Below are 17,975 nucleotides of genomic sequence, written 5' to 3'. Positions count from 1 at the left end.
GCTGCACGGGAGCGAGCATACAGGATTGAGATATCAATGTCGCGAAAGAATATCCTAGACCGGACACATCCTCCCCCGATTGCCGTATCAACGCCCCTTATTGGCATACTGCTCGCATGCGCGTGACGATCCACCCCGTGGCCGCCGGGATGCGCCACATCCCCGCGGCGCTGCTCATCGGCGAGGACGAAAGCGGCCTGGACCGCACCAATCAGGCCTACCGAGCGATCCGGCGCCAGATCATCGATCTGACGCTGGCGCCGGGCAGCAGCTTCACCGAGGCGTCGCTCGCGCAGCAATGGGGCATCAGCAAGACGCCGGTGCGCGAGGCGCTCGCGCGGCTGCGGCGCGACGGGCTGGTCGATGCCCTCCCGCGCGCGGGCTACGTGGTCAGCCCGGTCACGCTCGAGGACACCGACGACCTCTGCGGCCTGCGGACGCTGCTGTCCAGCGAGGCTGCTGCCGCCGCCGCGAGCCACGGCCTCGAGGCGTCCGCGATCGAGCGGCTCGAGGAGCTGGGCAAGGTGCCCTTCGCCCGCGCGGCGGGCGACGTCGACTGGGAGGCCGCGGTGCAGGCCGCGATGGAGTTCGAAGGGATCATCGCCAACTCCGGCCGCAACAACCGCCTCGGCAAGGCGATCGTCGACGTGCTCGACGAGCTCGAGCGGGTCCTGCGCCTGGTGGCGCTGATCGCCCCGGAGGTCGCGAGCCCGCCCGGCGAGCTGGGGGCCATCTTCGAGCCGCTGCGCGCGGGCGACGCGGACGGCGCCCGGCAGGCCATGCACGACCGCTGCGAGCGCGTTCGCCGCGACGTGCTCCAGGTGCTCGCCACGAGCGCCTCGGTCAGCCGGGCGCACATCGCGATGCCGCCGCCGGCGTAGCCGGCGCGCGGTCAGACGATCAGGTCGCCGCCGTTGATGTCGACGGCGGCGCCCGTGATGTAGGCCGCGCGGTCGGAGGCGAGGAACGCGACCAGCTCGGCGACCTCCCAGGCCTGGCCGACCCGCGACACGGGGAACGTCCGGGTGGCGCGCTCGAGCACCTCGTCCGAGAGCAGGCCGCGCGCCATCGGCGTGTCGATGAGCCCCGGGCAGACGGCGTTCACGGTGATCCCGTCGGGTCCGCACGCCTTCGCCAGATGCCGCGTGAGACCCAGGACGGCGTGCTTGGCCGCCGTGTAGTGGGCCCCGCCGGCGGTGCTGATGGTCTTGCCGGCCGTCGAGGAGAAGTTGACGATCCGGCCCCAGCCGCCGGCGCGCATCGCGGGGAGCGCTCGCTGGCTGCAGAGGAACGCCCCGTCCACGTTGACCGCGAACACACGGCTCCACTCGTCCTCGGTGATGTCGTCGAACGCCGTCGGCGGTGCGATGCCCGCGGCGTTGACCAGGACGTCGAGCCGTGCCTGCTCCTCCACCAGCGCGGTGAACGCGCGCGCGAGGTGCTCGCCGTCGGTGACGTCGACCTTGACGCACCGGACGCGGTCCGCCGGCACCGCCAGCAGGGACGCCAGCTCGGCGCGATCCGGAACGGCGAGGTCGAACACGGCGACGGTCGCGCCGCGGCGCGCGAGGGCGTGCGCGGTCGCGAGGCCCATCCCGCTCGCGCCACCGGTCACGATCGCGACGCGGCCCGCCAGCTCGCGGTCGTCGGCGCTCATGGGCGCGCGCAGCCCCTCGGCGACGGTCATGCCGCGGCGAGGGCGTCGCGCGCGCGACCGAACGCGGCTGCCGCAAGCTCGAGTTGGTCGGCGGTGTGCGCCGCCGAGACCTGCACCCGGATTCGCTCCTCGCCCGCCGGGACGACGGGATGCGACAGCGCGAACACGAGGACGCCTTCCGCGCGCAGCGCCTCCGCGACGTCGCGCGCGCGCGTGCCGCCGCGCACCATCACGGGGATGATCGGGTGCCCGCCCGGCAGGACCTCGTAGCCGAGGTCGCGCAGCGCCCCGCGCAGCCAGGCGGTGTTCGCGGCCAGGCGCTCGCGCAGCCCCGGGCGCTCGCGGACGATGCGGATCGCCGTCAGCGCCGCGGCGGCGAGCGGGGGCGCCATCGCGTTGGTGAAGATGTACGAGCGGGACGCCTGGCGCAGCGTCTCCACGACCGCGCGGTCGCCGGCGACGAACCCGCCGGCCCCGCCGCCCAGCGCCTTGCCGAGCGTCCCGGTCAGGACGTCGACGCGGCCGTCGAGCCCGAAGTGCTCGGCGGTGCCCGCGCCGGTCGCGCCCAGCACGCCGGTGGCGTGCGAGTCGTCGACCACCAGCGCCGCGTCGTAGCGCCAGGCCAGCTCGGCGAGCTGGGGCAGCGGCGCGACGTCGCCGTCCATGCTGAAGACGCCGTCGGTCACGATCAGCCGGTGGCGCGCGTCCACGCACTCGACGAGCTGGCGCTCGAGCTGGTCGACGTCGGCGTGCGCGAAGACGCGCCGGTGCGCCTGCGTCAGGCGGATGCCGTCGATCAGGCTGGCGTGGTTGAGCGCGTCGCTGAACACGGCGTCGCTGCCGTCGAGCAGGGCGTTGAAGACGCCGAGGTTCGCGTCGAAGCACGAGCTGTAGAGCGCGGCGTCCTCGGCGCCGACCAGCTCGGCGATCGCGGCCTCGAGCTCGCCGTGGATCGCCCGCGTGCCGCAGAGCACGCGGCCCGCGGTGACGCCGAGCCCCATGTCGCGCAGCGCGCGCTGAGCCGACTCGACTACCTCGGGATCGCTCGCGACGCCGAGGTAGTCGTTGGACGCCAGGTTCACGAGCGTCTCGTCGCCCACGCCAACGGTCGGCCCCTGGGGACCTGAGACCACGAGGTCGCGGCGAAGGCCGGTGGTCGCCCCGCGCTCGTCGAGCTCCGCTCGCAGCCGGTCCAGCAACGACGTGTTCATCGTCCGCGCCCCTCCTGTCGTCGTAGCAACTCGTCTACTATACCAATTGTGCAAGCTGAGATATCTAGCGCGACCAAGGCCATCGCCTTCGTCGACTGCTGTGGCTTCACGAGGTTCACCGTCGACCACGGGGACCGCGCGGCGACGAAGCTGCACCTGCGCCTCCGCGGCGTCGACTACCTCGGGATGTCGGTGAACCGCGCCGCGCGGCTGTGCACCGTCGCGCAGCCCTGGCAGGTGCGCTCGGGCGCGGAGGTCGAGTCGGTGCGCTTCATGCTCCGGCGCTGAGCGCGCTGGAGCTCGCGCAGGCGGCGCTCGAGCGCGTCGACGACGGTGGTCAAGGGGCGGAGCGGTTAGAGTCTCGCCGCCGTCCGCAAGCGAGCATTGGCCGAACGTGACTCGAGAAGCGACCTACGCGCGCGTGGCCGGTCTGCCGCTCGTCATCGACCGCTGTGAGCTCCAGCCCCTGGTGCGGGACACGTCGAGCGGGTTCACGAAGGTCTCGGTCGTCGTGCGCCTCGGCGGCGGCGCCCACGTCGGCGAGGGCGAGGACATCACGTGGGATCAGATCGACCAGATCGAGCTGCTGCGCGGCGGCGGTGACCTGAGCTGGCTGCGCGGAGCCCGCACCTTCGACGAGCTCTCGACGCTGCTCGGCCTGGCCAACCTGTTCCCGGTGGAGCCGATCCGGGAGAGCGCCCGCTTCTACCGCCGGTGGGCGTTCGAGAGCGCGGCGCTCGACCTCGCCCTGCGGCAGAACGGGCTGTCGCTCCAGGACGCCGTCGACCGCCGGGCCCGGCCGGTCAACTTCGTGGCGTCGGTCCGGATCGGGGACCCGCCGAGCCTGCTCGGGCTCCACGGGTGGCTGCGCCAGAACCCGAGCCTGCGGTTCAAGCTCGACCCGACGCCGAGCTGGGACGACGACCTCGTGGCCGAGCTGGCGCGCCTCGGGCGCGTGGACGTCATCGACCTGAAGGGCTCCTACCGCAACCTCACCGTCGCCATGGAGCCGGAGGCCGGCCTGTACCGGCGCGTGATCGAGGGGCTGCCCGAGGCGTGGATCGAGGATCCGGCGCTCGCGCCCGGCACGGAGCTCCTGCTCGAGCACCATCGCGACCGGATCACCTGGGACGAGCCGATCCACTCGATCGCCGACATCGAGGGGCTCGCCTGGCGGCCGCGCATGCTCAACGTCAAGCCCGCGCGCTTCGGCAGCGTGCGCGCCCTGCTCGACACCTACGACTACTGCGAGGCGCACGGGATCGGCGTCTACGGCGGCGGGATGTTCGAGCAGGGGCCGGGCCGCGGCCAGCTCCAGTACCTGGCCTCGCTGTTCCATCCGGACACGCCGAACGACATCGCCCCGCCGGAGTACAACCTCCAGGCCGTGCCGCCCGACCTGCCGCACGCGCCGCTGGCGCCCGAGCCCCACCCGGCCGGATTCCGGTGGGGGACCTACGACGGGCGCCGCACGATTCGCGAGCAGACAGGTCCGACTCCGGACTAGGATCTGCCATGGCGTCCGAACGCACTCTGCTCCTGATCGCCGACATCGGCGGCTACACCGAGTACATGCGGACGCATCGGATGAGCCTCGCCCACGCCGAGGTCAACACCGCGCGACTGCTCGAGGCGGTCATCGACGCGGCCGGCGACTTCGAGCTGATCGAGATCGAAGGCGACGCGGCCTTCCTCTCCCGCCGGGCCGACGCCCTGGACGACGACGCGACGGCCGCCGCCATGACCCGGGCCGTCGCGGCGATGCACCAGGCGTTCCACCGGGAGCGCCGGTACGTAGCCACGAACCTCTGCCCGTGCGACGCGTGCGAGCAGGCCGACAACCTGAAGTTGAAGTTCGTCGCCCACGTCGGCGAGGTCGCGACCCAGACCATCCGCGACCGGCGCAAGCTCGTGGGGATCGACGTCATCCTCGTCCACCGGCTGCTGAAGAACCCGGTCGAGGCCCCGGAGTACGTCCTCTTCTCCGAGGAGCTCTACCGCAGCGGCGGGACCGCCTTCGATCCGGTGCGGGAGCTGCCCCAGGACCTCGAGGGGATCGGTCCCGTGCTCACGTACGTCGCGGACATCGAAGGGGTCGCGGGCTCACTCCCCACGCTGCCGGATCCGGGCTGGCTCGAGCGGCTCGGGCGGACCGTCGACGTCGCCGGCCGCGGGCTGCCGTACATGCTCGGCCTCCGGCGCACGCGCCGCGTCGCCTCCTGAGCGCCGGCGGGCGTCGGCCCCGAGCCGGCTCGTCACGAGCTCGTCCCCCGCGGTCGCGGCGGCGGGATAGCCCGTCACGGCGGTGAGGTAGGCGCTGCGTCGCAGCCGGCTCGCGCGCAGCGTCGTCTCCCCCGCGGCGCGCACCGTGGCGGTGCGCGGCTGGTCGTGCAACAGGGCGATCTCGCCGAAGCACTCGCCGGCGCCGAGCGTCCGGACGAGTCGCCCGTCCTGGAGCACGTCGACGCGACCGGACCGCACGACGTAGAAGTACTCGCCGCGCTCGCCCTGCCGGAACACCGTGTGCCCGGCCTCGACCTCGACGTGCTCGAGCGCCCCGGCGAGCTGCTCGATCGTCGCGACCGGCAGCGCACCGAGCATGCGGATCGCGCGCATGGTCTCGATGTCGGTGTCGCGCACGCGCATGGCGGCGTCGAGCCGCCCGAGCGCGGGCCGGGCGGCGACCACCGCCAGCGGCGCGAGCAGCCCGATCGCCACGAGGGCGGGACGGACGCCGAGCAGCTCGACGACGAGCGGCGTCACGAGGCTCCCGACGGCCACCCCGAGGGTGAGGATCGCCTCGAAGCCGGCGAACATCCGCGCGAGGACGGTCTCGTCGGTCAGGCGGGCGAGCAGCGTGAAGCCCCCGACGTCGATCAGGGCGTTGCCGATGCCGACGACGCCGAGCAGCACGATCGTCGTGGCCTCGTCGGGGACGGCGCCGACGAGCACCAGCGGCGCCCCGAAGAGCGCGACGCCGACGCCGAACCAGAGCGCGAGCCGGCCGCGCCCGACGATCCCGAACGCGAGCAGCGACCCGAGCATCCCGCCGGCGCCGACGGCCGCGGTCAGGACGCCCACGCCCGGGTCGCCCGTCTCCAGGAGGTCGATCGCGACCACGACGGTGAGGACGCCCAGGCACCCGCGCGTGAACGTCTGCACGAGGCCGAGCCCCGTGATCAGCGCCAGCCCGCGGTCGGCCGCGATGGTCGTGAACCCCTGCAGCACCTGGCCGCCGCGCCTGCCCGCGGCTGCGGCCGTCGCCGCGCGCGGCGGGGCGTCGTAGGCGAGCCCGACGACGACCAGGCCACCCAGCAGCGACGCGCCCGCGCACGCCGCGAACACGGCCGCCGGTCCGCTCACCGCCAGCAGGACGGCCGCGGCCGCGGGTCCGGCGAGCGTCGCCGACGAGTCGAGCAGGCCGCGGACCGCGTTCGCGCGCGTCAGCTGCTGCGGCGACGTGCACAACGTGGGCAGCAGGGCCGAGTGCGCCGGCCGGAACAGCGCCAGCGCGACCGTGGCGACGACGGCCAACACGTAGGTCACGACGACCGGGCCGGCGGCGGCGGTGACCGCCGCGGCGCCACCCAGCGCCGCGGCCCGGAACAGCCCGACGGCGGTCAGGACCCGCTCGCGGCGCACCCGGTCGGCGACCGTCGCCAGCCACGGCGCGAGGAGCGCCGCCGCCGCCATCCGCGCGGCCGTGACGATGCCGACCGCGGTGACGCCACCGGTCCGGAACGCCAGGACGGCGAGCCCGACCATGAAGGCGGTCTCGCTCGCCCACATCGCGCCGAACGAGATCTGCGCACGCCGGATCGACACGCTCGCGCCGTGCTCGTGCGAGCGCGTCCTGGTGTGGAACCTCGACGCGAAACGTCCCAGCAAGGGCCGACTATCCCACAGCCCACGCACCCCGAGCTTCCGCGCTCGCGCACGCCGGTGCGGTGGACGCGGGGGCCGGTCACCGGTGCATGGGACGGCCGATCTCCACGATCCGGCACGAGCGTCCTGACCGATCGAGCAGTTCGTGGTTGCATGTCGAGAAGCTCTGACCGGCTCCGCTCACCAGGTGAAGGGCCACAGGAGGCGCGGCCCACGACACCAGGAGACCACCGATGCCCAAGTACCTGCTCCTCAAGCACTACCGCGGCGGCCCGGAGCCGCACCGTCCCTTCCCGCCGATGGACCAGTGGGACCCCGGGGACGTGGAGGCGCACTTCGCCTTCCTCAAGCAGGTCCGCGCGCTGCTCGAGGAGAACGGCGAGCTCGTCGACGTGCGGGCGCTCACGCCGGCGCAGACCTGGGTCCGCTACGGCGGCCCGGACGCGGCGCCGGTCACCACCGACGGCCCGCTGCCCGAGACGAGCGATCTCGTGGCGGGCTGGTACATGATCGACGTCGAGTCGCACGAGCGCGCGCTCGAGATCGCGGCCTACATCTCCTCCGAGCCCGGCCCGGGCGGGGGCCCGCTGCACGAGTGGATCGACGTCCGGGAGGTCATGTCCGGGTCCTCCTCGGACGACTGTCCGGCGTGAGCGACGAGCCGACGCGACGGCGGGACGAGGGCGCGCTGCGCGCCCTCGTCCCGCGGGTGCTCGCGGGCCTGGTCCGGCGGGGCGAGGACTTCGACGCCGCCGAGGACGCGCTGCAGGAGGCGTTGTTGGAGGCCTTGCGCGCGTGGCCCGAGCATCCGCCGCGCGACCCGGGCGCGTGGCTGGCGACGGTCGCGACCCGGCGGCTCGTCGACGCGCGCCGCAGCGAGGCCGCCCGTCAGCGCCGCGAGGAGGCGACGTACGCCGAGCCGCGGGCGAGCGGGCCCCCTCCCGAGGAGGGCGACGACACCCTCTTCCTGCTCTTCTGCTGCTGCCACCCCGACCTCTCGCCCGCCTCCCAGGTGGCGCTGACCCTGCGCGCCGTCGCCGGACTCACCACCCGGGAGATCGCCGATGCCTTCTACGTGCCGGAGGCCACGATGGCGCAGCGGATCAGCCGGGCCAAGCGCGCGCTCGCCGGCCCACCCGCCCCTCGCCTGGACCAGCCCGGCGACCTCGCGGTCGTGCTGCGCGTGCTCTACCTCGTCTACACGACCGGGCATGTCGGACCGGCCGCCCGCGTGGACCTGGCGGCCGAGGCGATGCGGCTCGCCCGGCAGCTCACGCTCGCGACCGAGGAGCCGGAGGCGCGCGGGCTGCTCGCGCTGATGCTCCTCAACCACGCCCGGCTCCCGGCGCGCTTCGACGACGAGGGCCGGATCGTCACGCTCGACCGCCAGGACCGCGGCCTGTGGGACACCCGCGCGATCGCCGAGGGCGTGCGCGTCCTGCAGTCGGCGCTGGCCGTCCAGCGCCCGGGCCACTACCAGGTCGAGGCCGCCATCGCCGCCCTGCACGACGACGCGGCGAGCGCCGAGGAGACCGACTGGCCGCAGATCCTCGCCTGGTACGACGACCTCGTCGCGCTGAGCGGCGACCCGGTGAGCCAGGACCCGGCCGCGGTGCTCGGGCGCGCGGTCGCGGTCGGCCACGTCCGCGGCGCCGCCGCCGGGCTGCGCGAGACCGACCGGCTGCGCGAGGTGCTCGGCGACCGTCATCGCTGGCACGCCGTGCGCGGCCACCTGCACGAGCGCGACGGCGACCTGGCCGCCGCCGCCACCGCGTATGCGGAGGCCGCCCAGCGGGCGACGGACGTCGCCGAGCGTGACCACCTGGTCCGCCAGGCCGCCCGTGCGCGGGCCGCTGGAGCCGCCGGCGCGTCGGTGCGGATAAGCTAGGTCATTCTCATTGTTGAGTTATCGTGCGTTTCGCTCAGGCGTGCAGGTTCTCGAAGATCGCCGCCAGGCCCTGGCCGCCGCCGATGCACATCGTCTCGAGCCCGTAGCGCCCGCCGCGCCGCTCGAGCTCGCGCAGCAGCGTCGTCATGACCCGCGCGCCGGTCGCGCCGATCGGATGGCCCAGCGAGATGCCGGAGCCGTTGACGTTGACGCGGTCGAGGTCGCCCTCCATGTCCCACTCCCGCAGCACTGCGAGCACCTGGGCGGCGAAGGCCTCGTTGAGCTCGACGAGATCCATCTGCTCGAGCGTGAGGCCGGCGCGCGCCATCGCCTTCGCCGTCGCCGGGACCGGGCCGGTGCCCATCGTCTCCGGTGCCACGCCGGCCGCGGCCCACCCCACGAGCCGCGCGAGGGGGCGCAGCCCCAGCTCCGCCGCGCGCTCGGCGTGCGTGACGACGCACACGGCGGCGCCGTCGTTCTGCCCGCTCGCGTTGCCGGCCGTGACCGTCGCGTCCGGGTCCTGCGCGCCCATGATCGGCCGCAGCGCCGACAGCCGCTCGAGGCTCGCGTCGGGGCGCGGGTGCTCGTCGCGGTCGATCGTGCGCGGCCCGCGCTTGCGGTCCGGCACCTCCACGGCCACGATCTCCTCGGCGAACGCTCCGCGCTCCTGCGCGGCGACGGCGAGACGGTGCGACCGCAGGGCCAGCGCGTCCTGGTCGTCGCGCGTGACGCCGTAGGCGCGGCGCACGTTCTCGGCCGTCTCGATCATGCCGCCGGGCAGCGGATGCCGCTCGCCGCCGGCCGTCACCCGGCTGCGGACGAGGCGGTCCTCGAGCGTCGCGCCGCCGAGGCGCGTGCCCCAGCGCACGCCGTTGGCGTACAACTCGACCTGGCTCATGCTCTCGGCCCCGCCGGCGATGACGACGTCGGCCACGCCGGTCTGCACCTGCATGCTCGCCTCCAGCACGGCCTGCAGGCCAGAGCCGCAACGGCGGTCGAGCTGGAAGCCGGGCACCTCCGCCGCCAGGCCGGCGTCGAGCGCGGTCACCCGTCCCAGCGCCGGCGCCTCGCCGCCCGGGTAGCCCTGGCCGAGGATGACGTCGTCCACGGCGCCGGGCGCGAGGCCGGTGCGGGCCAGCAGCGCGTCGACGACCGTGCGCGCGAGGTGGGTGACGGGGACGTCGCGGAACACCCCGCCGAACCCGCCGACGGGCGTTCGCAGGGGCTCGCAGATCAGGGCGTCACGCATCGGTGGACTCGCTTCCGGAGGGGGAGGGGGTGGGGACGGCGACGGGGAGGGACGCGACGCGGTCGTGCCAGGTGGTCGCCTGCTCGTAGGCGTGGCCGAGCTGGCACAGCCGGGCCTCGGCGAAGGGGCGGCCGATGAGCTGGATGCCGATCGGCAGGCCGGCGTCGTCGCGCCCGCACGGCAGCGAGAGCGCGGGCAGCCCCGTGGCGCTGGCGACCGTCGCGAAGCGCGTCAACTCGGTGAGGAGGTCGCCGGGCTGCGCCGCGCCGACGTCGACGGTGCGGGCGCCGACCGCGGCGGCGGTGAACGGGACGGTGGGCAGCAGCAGCACGTCGACGGCCGCGAGCGCCTCCAGCGCGCGCTCGCGGACGAGCGCGCGGAACCGCTGCGCCTGGACGTAGTCGACGGCCCGCAGCGTCGAGCCGAGCTCCAGCAGCGCGCGGACGTCGCGGCCGTAGTCGTCGGGCCGCTCCCGCAGCCAGCCCTCGTGGTAGGCGCTGGCCTCGGTCATCATCACCGTCAGCCACGGCGAGCGCAGGTCGGCAAGCTCGGGCAGCTCGACCTCGACCGAGGCGTCAGAACGAGCACTCTCATTCAACAAGAGGACACGATGCTGGTCAGCGCTTTCTCGTCAGGACTCCCGCCTCTTCAGTGCTCAACGGAAATGGACTATCGGTGACCGAGAGCGCCCGGGACCGGTCGGGTACCGTCGTCGGCGTGCTGGACGCCGACGCCCCCGTGCCGTCCTTCGCGGTCGGTGAGGGCTACGCCGCGTACCGGGGCCCGGCGATCGACGTCGTCGCGCATCGTCATGCCGCGTTCCAGGTCGCCATCGCCGTCCAGGGCGCCGTCGCCATCGTCGACGCGTCGGGCAGGTGCCACCGTGGCGCGGCGCTGGCCGTCGCGCCGATGGCCCGCCACCGGATCCTCACGGGCACGGACCTGCTGACGTTCTTCGTCGAGCCGCACTGCGCGTTCGCCGACCGGCTGCGCGAGCGCTGCGGCGACGGCATCACGGCGGCCCCCGAGCTGCGCGGCCTGACCGAGGCCGAGCTCCGGCCCGTCCGCCCGTCGCGCGCGCTCGATCCTCGCCTCGTGGCGGCGATGGACGCGGTGGCGGCGCCGGGAACGTCGATGCCGGACGTCGCCACGCAGGTGGGCCTGTCGTCCCAGCGCCTCCGCACGCTGGCCCGGCAGCAGCTCGGCATGCCGCTGCTGCGCTGGCGGGCCTGGGTGCGGCTGCGCGTGGCGGCCGAGGCGCTGCGCGAGGGCCGGTCGATCGCCGACGCCGCGATCACGGGCGGCTTCGCCGACCAGGCGCACCTGACGCGCTGGATGCGCGAGATGATGGGCCTGACGCCGAAGCTCGCGCTGCCGGCGCTGCGCGATCAGGCGCGCCGGGCCACGTAGACCGAGATCGAGCCGGTGATCGTCGGCACGACCTCGACCTCCCGCACATCCCGGAACCCCGCCCCGGCCATCAGCCCGGGCAGCACGCCGTCCGCGTTGGGCTGGGTGTTCTCGGTGCCGTCGGCGAGCTGCACGACGCGGAAGGCCAGGCGCATCGCCCGCGTCCGCTGCCACCCGTAGTCGGCGATCACCAGCCGCCCGCCCGGCGCCAGCACCGCGTGCATCGACGCGAGCACGGCGCGCTTCATCGCCATCGGGCACTGGTGCAGCACCAGGCTGGACACCGCCACGGCCGCCGACCCGGCGCCGACGACGTCCTCCAGCGCGTCGCCCAGGCCGACCCGCCACTCGAGCGCGACGCCCGCGTCCTGCGCCTTGCGCCGCGCCACGGCCAGGACGTCGCGGTCGGGATCGACGCCGATGATCCGCGCCTGCGGCTGCACGTGCCGCAGGCGCAGCGCCAGCGAGCCGGTGCCGCACCCCACGTCGACGACCACGTCGTCGGGTCGCGGCGCGACGTGCCCGACGACCAGGCTCCGCCACAGCCGCTCCCGCAGCAGCGCGGCGACGGCGTCGTAGAACCGGACCGGCGCGACGCGGCCCAGGGCGGGGGTGAACGCTGGCTCGGTCATGCCGGCAGCCTCGCCGACGCGGCGCCCCTCGTCTTGAACGAACCGCTCCTCTGCTGGCACCCTGTGCTGCGACCCCACGACCGCCGGAGGCGACCCACCCTTGACCGAGTCCACCGACATCGCCGCCGCGGACCGCCGCGTGCGCTCGACGATCGACGGCCGCTGGCGCGCCGACCTCAGCCACGTCATCGAAGACGGCACGATCACCTACCGGGGCCTGCCGGCGCCGGTCGTGTGCGACTACCTCTCGCGCGAGCGCAGCCGGGAGACCTACGCCGAGGGCACGGAGTTCCAGATCGGCTACATCGGCCTCTGCTCCAACACGGGGACCTACGTCGACAGCCCGTTCCACCGCTACGCCGACGGCGCCGATCTGGCCGAGCTACCGCTCGATTCGCTCGCCGACCTCGACGCGGTGACGGTCGACGTCACGGGCGCGGGCGAGCGCGCGGTCGACCGCGAGCACCTGCTGCCCTACGACGTCGCCGGCAAGGCCGTCCTCGTCCACACCGGCTGGGACCGTCACTGGGGCAGCGACCGCTACTTCGAGGGCCATCCGTTCCTCACCGAGGACGCGGCCCGGCACCTCGCCGACCAGGGCGCGCGGCTCGTCGGCATCGACTCCCTCAACATCGACGACACCACCGGCGGCACGCGGCCGGTGCACTCGACGCTGCTGGGCGCCGGCATCCCGATCTGCGAGCACCTCCGCGGCCTGGAGCAGCTCCCGCCCGACGGCTTCCGGTTCAGCGCCGCGCCCGTGAAGGTGCGCGGCATGGGGACGTTCCCGGTCCGCGCCTACGCGACCGGCGGCTGATCGCAGGGGCGCTCCCGCGGCGCCGCTCAATGGACGGAGGGCATGACCGCGCCGTCGTCGGCCGCCGGATCACCACCACCTTGACGAGTTTCCCACCCAACAGCCCAATGCGGTTGTTCTCCATCGCGCGGTCTCACGACTGCGCGATCATGGCCCTGCTGGATGTCGCCGCGCCCCGGGAAAAGGGACGACGACAGCAGCTCCAGGAGGGCTGGTCACGGATGTGCGCCATGCGCGACAGGTGCCATGCACCTGACGTTGGGCACTCCTCGCCCACCTCGGTTGGCCCTCGCTCAATCCGCTCTGCGGAGGCGGCACGCGGACCGACCTGCGGACAACCCAGGCATGCGGTTTGCCCGGGCGTTGCACCACCAGGGGCCGTCGCGAAGGTCGTGACGCACCGACAGGAGCACGGATGGCTCCGATGCTCCATCAACCACGAAGATCCCATGGAGGGGACATGACCACGTTCGAACTGCCGCGCGTCCACTACGGCTTCGAGGGCCGGGTGGCCACGCTGCTCAGCACCGCAATCGACGTCGAGAGCAAGGCGCACGACGACATCGCGTCCGCCAACGTCGACTGGAAGTTCTGGGGCACCGTGTACCGGGACGCCCGCGGCGTCGACGGCGCAGGCTGCCGTCGTGCCCTCGACAAGATCGACGGATGCCGCAGCCGTATCGCTGCGGCGGAAGCCATGCTGCGCTACGCCTCCGACCTGGTCGGCAAAGCCGTCGAGGTCGAAGAGGACGGTCGACGTGAGTGGGGCTTGGAGTAGTCGAGGTCGTCCGACCTCGACGAGCGTGACGGCGGCCATCTGGCCGCCGTCGTGCGTTCTGGGTGGCCTGCGGCGCGCGCCGGCGGCGTGATGCCACCGGCGCGCTCCGCCGGTGATCAGCCGCCGGCGGGGCGGAGCCGGACGACGGTCGCGCCGAGGTGGCGGTCGGCCGTCGAGCCCTGCCAGTCGACGAGGCCGCGCAGGTCCTCGTCACCGCTCACGCCGTTGAAACGCAGCGTGAACACGTGCGGGGCGGCCGGGGACTCCTGGCCGTCGCCGTCGACCACGAGCCCGGGTGCCGGCGACGGATCGTCGGGCTTGGGGTCGTCGACCTGCCACGCGCGCAGGTCGAACGGCACCGGCTGGTCGTGCGGCTCGGGGACGTGGACCTCGATGAGGTACTTGCCCGCCGGGAGGTCGAGCGCGTCGGCCTCGTGCCACTGCGCCGGGTCGTCACCGGACTGCGATCGGCTGACGAGCGCGTTCTGGTCGACCGGCGTGTAGTAGCCGTCACCGTCGACGTCGTCGTAGATGTTGGTGGCCAACGGCGTGCCGTCCTTGGTGGCCGCGTCGGCCGCCAGCAGCGGCGTCGCGTGGTCGAGCGCGATCGGCAGGGTGTACTCCTGCAGGCCCTCGAACTCGGGCGTCCCGGTCTCCAGCCCGGCGTGCACCTGCGGTGCGGCCAGCCCGAGTCCGACGCCGTTGACCGGTGCCGCGATCGTCGCCGTCAACGGCTGCGACCCGTCGGCCGAGGCGGCGGCGATGTCGACCGCCTCCGGCGGATCGACGATGCCCGGGTTGTCCACCGCGACCGGCACGCGGACGGTCTGCTGGGTCTGGCGGTTGGTCAGCACCACCGCGAACGACTGGAACGCGTCGGCGCCCTGGTAGGCGGAGACGGAGACCGCCAGCGCCTGCTTCTGGCCCGGCGCGATCGTGAACGTCCGCGGCGACACCGACGCGCCCACCGCGTCCGGCGTCCCGCCGACGACCGACGCGGTCCAGCTCCCGCGGACGTCGGCCACGCTCGTGACCGTCCGCTCGACGGTCGCGCGCTTGGTGGCGTCGCCCACCGAGATGCTCGGCAGGTCGAGATCCGCCGCCTTCAGCGTCCCGGCCGCGTAGTCCGCGTAGTCCTGCTGGCTGGGCTCGAACACCAGGCCCGGGTCGGCCGCGGCCTGCGGGTCCACCCGCCCGGCCCCGGCCGCGACCGCGTTCGCCGGCGCGTCGCCGTCGAGCACCGGCTTGGCGGTGGTCACCATCGCCGAGCGCAGCGCGGCCCCCGACCAGGTCGGGTGCAGCTGCGTCAGCAGCGCCGCGACGCCCGCGATCTGCGGCGAGGACATCGACGTGCCCGACAAGGGCATGTACTTGGTGTGGCCCTCGTCGCCGAACGAGGAGGCGTAGGTGTTGGGCGCGTAGGCCGCGAGCGTGTTGACGCCCGGCGCCGACACGTCCGGGCGCAGCAGGTCGCCGGTCAGCTCCGACGGGCCGCGCGACGAGAACGGCGCGACGCGGTCCGGCGTCCAGGGCACCGCGTGGCCGGGCCCGGCCTCGAGGTCGGCGACGCCGCCGTTGGCGTCGGTCACCGAGCGGATCGCCGCGACGTCATGGCGCTCGACGAACGCGCTCGGCAACGGGGTGTTCAGCTCGGGGTCGTACGCGTCGTCGCCGCCGATCAGGATGTAGCCGGCGGCGCCGAGGCTCTTGAGGTAGGGGTCGACGATGCCGATCGGCGCGAACGCCTCGCACAGCACCACGCGGCCGCGGACGTCGTCGGCGCTGAGGCCGTCGGCGCAGAACCGCGGGTCGCCGAACGGGTCCGGGAAGCCGCTGCTGCGCGTGCGCGCGTCGAACAGCTGGGTGCCGTGCCAGCCCGGGCCGACGGTCGCGACCGGGACGTCGGCCGTGCGGCCGCCCGCCGCGAGGTGCAGCGTGGAGCGGAAGGTCCGCGTCCCGGTCGTCGCGCCGACCGCGGTGACCCACGGCGCACGCGCCGGCGAGCCGACCGCGCCGGGATAGGACCCGGCGTTGCCCGCCGCGACCGCGACCGCGACGCCGGCCGCGTCGGCGTTGCGCAGCGCAGCCTCCATCGGATCCTCCGACGTTGACGGGTCCGCGGGGCCGCCGAGCGAGAGGTTCAGCACGTCGACGCCGTCGCGCACCGCGGCGTCGATCGCGGAGACGACGTCGACGGTCGAGCACTCGCCGTACTGCCAGCACGCCTTGTAGACGGCCAAGTGCGCGGCCGGCGCGATGCCGGTGATGCGGTCCACACCGAGATCGTTGCCTTGCACGTCGGGGTCGACGCCGCGGTCGCCGACGGCGATGCTCGCGACGTTCGTCCCGTGGCCGACCTCGTCGCGGGGCGACAGGTACTCGCCCGCGCCGATGTTCCCGCGGCCGTAGCCGTCGACGAACCAGCGCGCGCCGATGAGCTTGTTGTTGCACGTCGTGGTCGGGAACTCCTCGCCGCCCTCGCAGGCGCCGTCGAAGAGCGGCGGCGGCGCGAGGCCGCCGGCGGCGAAGGACGGCGACTCGGGCGTGATGCCGGAGTCGACGACGCCGACGATCACGCCCGCGCCGGCGTGCTGGGCGCCGCCGAGGCGCTTCCAGAGCCCGCCGGGGAGGCCGAGCAGGTCGGCCTCGGAGCCGGCGATCGCGGCGGGCGCCGCGGCCTGCGTCGGGTCCGCGCCGGCGGCGGGGCTCGTCGCCGCGAGCCGCACAAAGCGCTCGGGCACGACGGCCTTGACGCCGGGCTGGGCGCGCAGGGCCGTGACCTGCGCGTCGTCGAGCTGCGCGGCGAAGCCCGCCAGCGCGGTGCGGTACTCGACCTGCGGCTTGACGCCCGGGACCGCCGCGGTGACGGCGGCCTGGCGCTGGTCGAGCTCGCGCGTCCAGGCGCGGACGGCGTCGGCGCGCTGGGCCAGCGGCTGGCCGGTGGTCGCCGGCGCGGTCGGGGCGAGGCCCTGGACCCCACCGCGGTACAGCGCCGCCGGCGGCGCGGTGAGCTCGACGACGTACTGGTCGGGCGTCGGCGCCGGCGCCGGCCCATTGGGCCGGTCGAACGCCGAGCGGCCGGTCGGCAGCGCGCCGAGCGTCGGGGCGCCGAGCGCCAGCGGCGTCACGGCCGGGTCGGCGCCGAGCACCGGCGCGCTCGTCGGGACGGGCGCGGCCACGGCGGTCGCCGCGACCATGCTGATGCTGAGCGCCGCGACGAGCGCGACGCCCTTGAGACGGTGAGGCAAGACAGGTCCCCCCTGCTTGGTGTGGAGTGCTGAGCGACGCCCTCCCACGGGCGCCGTTTCCAACGGAACGCACCCCGGGCTCGCGAGGTCCCGGCCCGACGTCCTCCGCCGGACCGTGATCGACGGGTCGCCGGCTCGAACGCTGAGCGCCCCAGCCCGATCGTCGGGCTGAAGATCCGGACCGCTAGCGCTCGTCGTCCCGGACCCGCTCCAGGTGGCGGCGGGTGACCTCGTTGGTCGCGCGCAGGAAGGCGATGACGGTGTCGAGCTGCTGGGCGGTGAACCGGGCCGCCAGGACGGTGTCCCAGTCCTGCTTGACCGGGGCCCAGATCGCGTCGGCGGCGGCGAAGAACGCAGGGGTGACGCTGACGGTGACCTTGCGGCGGTCGGCAGGGTCGCGCGCGCGACCGGCGAAGCCGGTGCGCTCCAGCCGGTCGATCACGCCCGTGATCGCCCCGCTGGTCAGGCCGGCCTCGGCGGCCAGCTCGCCCGCGGTCAGACCGCCGCTGCGCTGGATGATGCTCAGGCACTCCAGGTCGGTCTGGTTGACCCCGAGCCGTTGCGCGGCCAGGTTGTCGAACGCGCGGTCCTGGGTCCCGCTGACGCGGAACTCGTCGACCACGTCGTCGACCTTCGCTTGCTTCGGGGATCGCTTGGCCATCAGTTCTCTTAGCTGCTAAGATACATTGCAGGTAAGAGTCTACGCGTTCCGTCCACAACACGAAGGGCAACGTCCATGAGCGAGAACACCATGCGGTTGGAGCTGATCCCGGTGCCGGTCTCCGACATCGATCGCGCCAAGGCGTTCTACACCGAGCAGGCGGGGTTCGACGCCGACCACGACCACACCGTCAGCGACGACATCCGCTTCGTCCAGCTCACCCCGCCCGGGTCGGCCTGCTCGATCTCCATCGGCAAGGGGCTGACGCCGATGGCGCCGGGCTCGCTGCAGGGCCTCCAGGTCGTCGTCGACGACGTCGCGGTCGCCCGCGAGGGCCTCGCTTCCCGCGGCGTCGCGGTGAGCGAGATCCAGGACTTCCCGTGGGGGTCGTTCGTCTTCTTCAACGACCCCGACGGCAACGGGTGGGCCGTGCAGCAGGCGAACCCGCGCGGATGACCTCAAGGCGGTCAGGAATCGAGAAGCGCGAGCGCCGGACCGCGCCTAGGTTCCCAGGCATGGACACGACGACATCGCATCAG

Annotated in this window: 18 protein-coding genes; 10 read left to right on the top strand and 8 right to left on the bottom strand. The window is 74.0% G+C overall.

From position 1 onward, the window contains the following. Window positions 1-116: 116 nt before the first annotated feature. A complete protein-coding gene (locus tag DSM104299_RS00820) occupies window positions 117-881 on the top strand; it encodes a GntR family transcriptional regulator (RefSeq protein WP_272475385.1) in 765 nt (254 codons plus the stop codon). Between the two features lie 11 nt (window positions 882-892). Here the strand turns inward: DSM104299_RS00820 and DSM104299_RS00815 are convergent, their stop codons facing one another. After that, a complete protein-coding gene (locus DSM104299_RS00815; protein WP_272475384.1) occupies window positions 893-1,687 on the bottom strand; it encodes an SDR family NAD(P)-dependent oxidoreductase in 795 nt (264 codons plus the stop codon). Continuing rightward, entirely contained in the window at window positions 1,684-2,868 is a 1,185-nt protein-coding gene (locus DSM104299_RS00810; protein WP_272475383.1) for a glycine C-acetyltransferase, read from the bottom strand. The genes DSM104299_RS00815 and DSM104299_RS00810 overlap by 4 nt, the downstream gene beginning before the upstream one ends. A 48-nt stretch (window positions 2,869-2,916) precedes the next feature. Between DSM104299_RS00810 and DSM104299_RS00805 the strand changes: the two genes are divergently transcribed. The 3 genes from DSM104299_RS00805 (at window position 2,917) to DSM104299_RS00795 (ending at window position 5,091) form a co-directional block, all read left to right on the top strand. Beyond that, complete coding sequence (locus tag DSM104299_RS00805; RefSeq protein WP_272475382.1) at window positions 2,917-3,156, top strand: hypothetical protein; 240 nt, start codon at window positions 2,917-2,919, stop codon at window positions 3,154-3,156. Between the two features lie 106 nt (window positions 3,157-3,262). Next, window positions 3,263-4,375, top strand: coding sequence for an enolase-like domain-containing protein (locus DSM104299_RS00800; protein ID WP_272475381.1), 1,113 nt, complete (start codon window positions 3,263-3,265; stop codon window positions 4,373-4,375). A gap of 8 nt (window positions 4,376-4,383) precedes the next feature. After that, complete coding sequence (locus tag DSM104299_RS00795) at window positions 4,384-5,091, top strand: DUF2652 domain-containing protein (protein ID WP_272475380.1); 708 nt, start codon at window positions 4,384-4,386, stop codon at window positions 5,089-5,091. Here DSM104299_RS00795 and DSM104299_RS00790 read toward each other — a convergent pair. Then, a complete protein-coding gene (locus DSM104299_RS00790) occupies window positions 4,972-6,693 on the bottom strand; it encodes a cyclic nucleotide-binding domain-containing protein (RefSeq protein ID WP_272475379.1) in 1,722 nt (573 codons plus the stop codon). The two genes, DSM104299_RS00795 and DSM104299_RS00790, sit on opposite strands and share 120 nt — an antisense overlap. 293 nt (window positions 6,694-6,986) lie before the next feature. On the opposite strand from DSM104299_RS00790, the gene DSM104299_RS00785 reads away from it, so the two are divergent. Continuing rightward, on the top strand, window positions 6,987-7,406 hold the full coding sequence (locus DSM104299_RS00785; protein ID WP_272475378.1) for a YciI family protein: 420 nt from the start codon (window positions 6,987-6,989) through the stop codon (window positions 7,404-7,406). Beyond that, complete coding sequence (locus tag DSM104299_RS00780) at window positions 7,403-8,641, top strand: RNA polymerase sigma factor (RefSeq protein ID WP_272475377.1); 1,239 nt, start codon at window positions 7,403-7,405, stop codon at window positions 8,639-8,641. The genes DSM104299_RS00785 and DSM104299_RS00780 overlap by 4 nt, the downstream gene beginning before the upstream one ends. A 34-nt stretch (window positions 8,642-8,675) precedes the next feature. On the opposite strand, the gene DSM104299_RS00775 is transcribed toward DSM104299_RS00780, so the two are convergent. Next, entirely contained in the window at window positions 8,676-9,890 is a 1,215-nt protein-coding gene (locus tag DSM104299_RS00775) for an acetyl-CoA C-acetyltransferase (RefSeq protein WP_272475376.1), read from the bottom strand. Further along, window positions 9,883-10,488 carry an amidase family protein gene (locus DSM104299_RS00770; RefSeq protein ID WP_272475375.1) on the bottom strand — a complete coding sequence of 202 codons (606 nt, stop codon included), beginning with the start codon at window positions 10,486-10,488 and terminating at the stop codon, window positions 9,883-9,885. The genes DSM104299_RS00775 and DSM104299_RS00770 overlap by 8 nt, the downstream gene beginning before the upstream one ends. 119 nt (window positions 10,489-10,607) lie before the next feature. On the opposite strand from DSM104299_RS00770, the gene DSM104299_RS00765 reads away from it, so the two are divergent. Continuing rightward, on the top strand, window positions 10,608-11,300 hold the full coding sequence (locus DSM104299_RS00765) for a helix-turn-helix domain-containing protein (protein WP_272475374.1): 693 nt from the start codon (window positions 10,608-10,610) through the stop codon (window positions 11,298-11,300). On the opposite strand, the gene DSM104299_RS00760 is transcribed toward DSM104299_RS00765, so the two are convergent. Beyond that, a complete protein-coding gene (locus tag DSM104299_RS00760) occupies window positions 11,279-11,932 on the bottom strand; it encodes a class I SAM-dependent methyltransferase (RefSeq protein ID WP_272475373.1) in 654 nt (217 codons plus the stop codon). The two genes, DSM104299_RS00765 and DSM104299_RS00760, sit on opposite strands and share 22 nt — an antisense overlap. 100 nt (window positions 11,933-12,032) lie before the next feature. Here DSM104299_RS00760 and DSM104299_RS00755 point away from each other — a divergent pair, with 100 nt between their 5' ends. Together DSM104299_RS00755 and DSM104299_RS00750 are read left to right on the top strand one after the other, a co-directional pair. Further along, entirely contained in the window at window positions 12,033-12,749 is a 717-nt protein-coding gene (locus DSM104299_RS00755; RefSeq protein ID WP_272475372.1) for a cyclase family protein, read from the top strand. 460 nt (window positions 12,750-13,209) lie between these two features. Continuing rightward, window positions 13,210-13,527, top strand: a complete 318-nt coding sequence (locus tag DSM104299_RS00750) for a hypothetical protein (RefSeq protein WP_272475371.1) — start codon at window positions 13,210-13,212, stop codon at window positions 13,525-13,527. A 116-nt stretch (window positions 13,528-13,643) separates the two neighbouring features. On the opposite strand, the gene DSM104299_RS00745 is transcribed toward DSM104299_RS00750, so the two are convergent. Both DSM104299_RS00745 and DSM104299_RS00740 read right to left on the bottom strand, forming a co-directional pair. Continuing rightward, complete coding sequence (locus tag DSM104299_RS00745; RefSeq protein ID WP_272475370.1) at window positions 13,644-16,775, bottom strand: S8 family serine peptidase; 3,132 nt, start codon at window positions 16,773-16,775, stop codon at window positions 13,644-13,646. A gap of 184 nt (window positions 16,776-16,959) precedes the next feature. Then, window positions 16,960-17,436, bottom strand: a complete 477-nt coding sequence (locus DSM104299_RS00740; protein WP_272475369.1) for a MarR family winged helix-turn-helix transcriptional regulator — start codon at window positions 17,434-17,436, stop codon at window positions 16,960-16,962. A gap of 75 nt (window positions 17,437-17,511) precedes the next feature. Here DSM104299_RS00740 and DSM104299_RS00735 point away from each other — a divergent pair, with 75 nt between their 5' ends. Continuing rightward, window positions 17,512-17,892 carry a VOC family protein gene (locus DSM104299_RS00735; protein WP_272475368.1) on the top strand — a complete coding sequence of 127 codons (381 nt, stop codon included), beginning with the start codon at window positions 17,512-17,514 and terminating at the stop codon, window positions 17,890-17,892. Window positions 17,893-17,975 lie beyond the last annotated feature (83 nt).

The sequence above is a fragment of the Baekduia alba genome (assembly GCF_028416635.1).
GTDB lineage: Bacteria > Actinomycetota > Thermoleophilia > Solirubrobacterales > Solirubrobacteraceae > Baekduia > Baekduia alba.
This window is presented reverse-complemented; position numbering and strand designations above follow the sequence as displayed.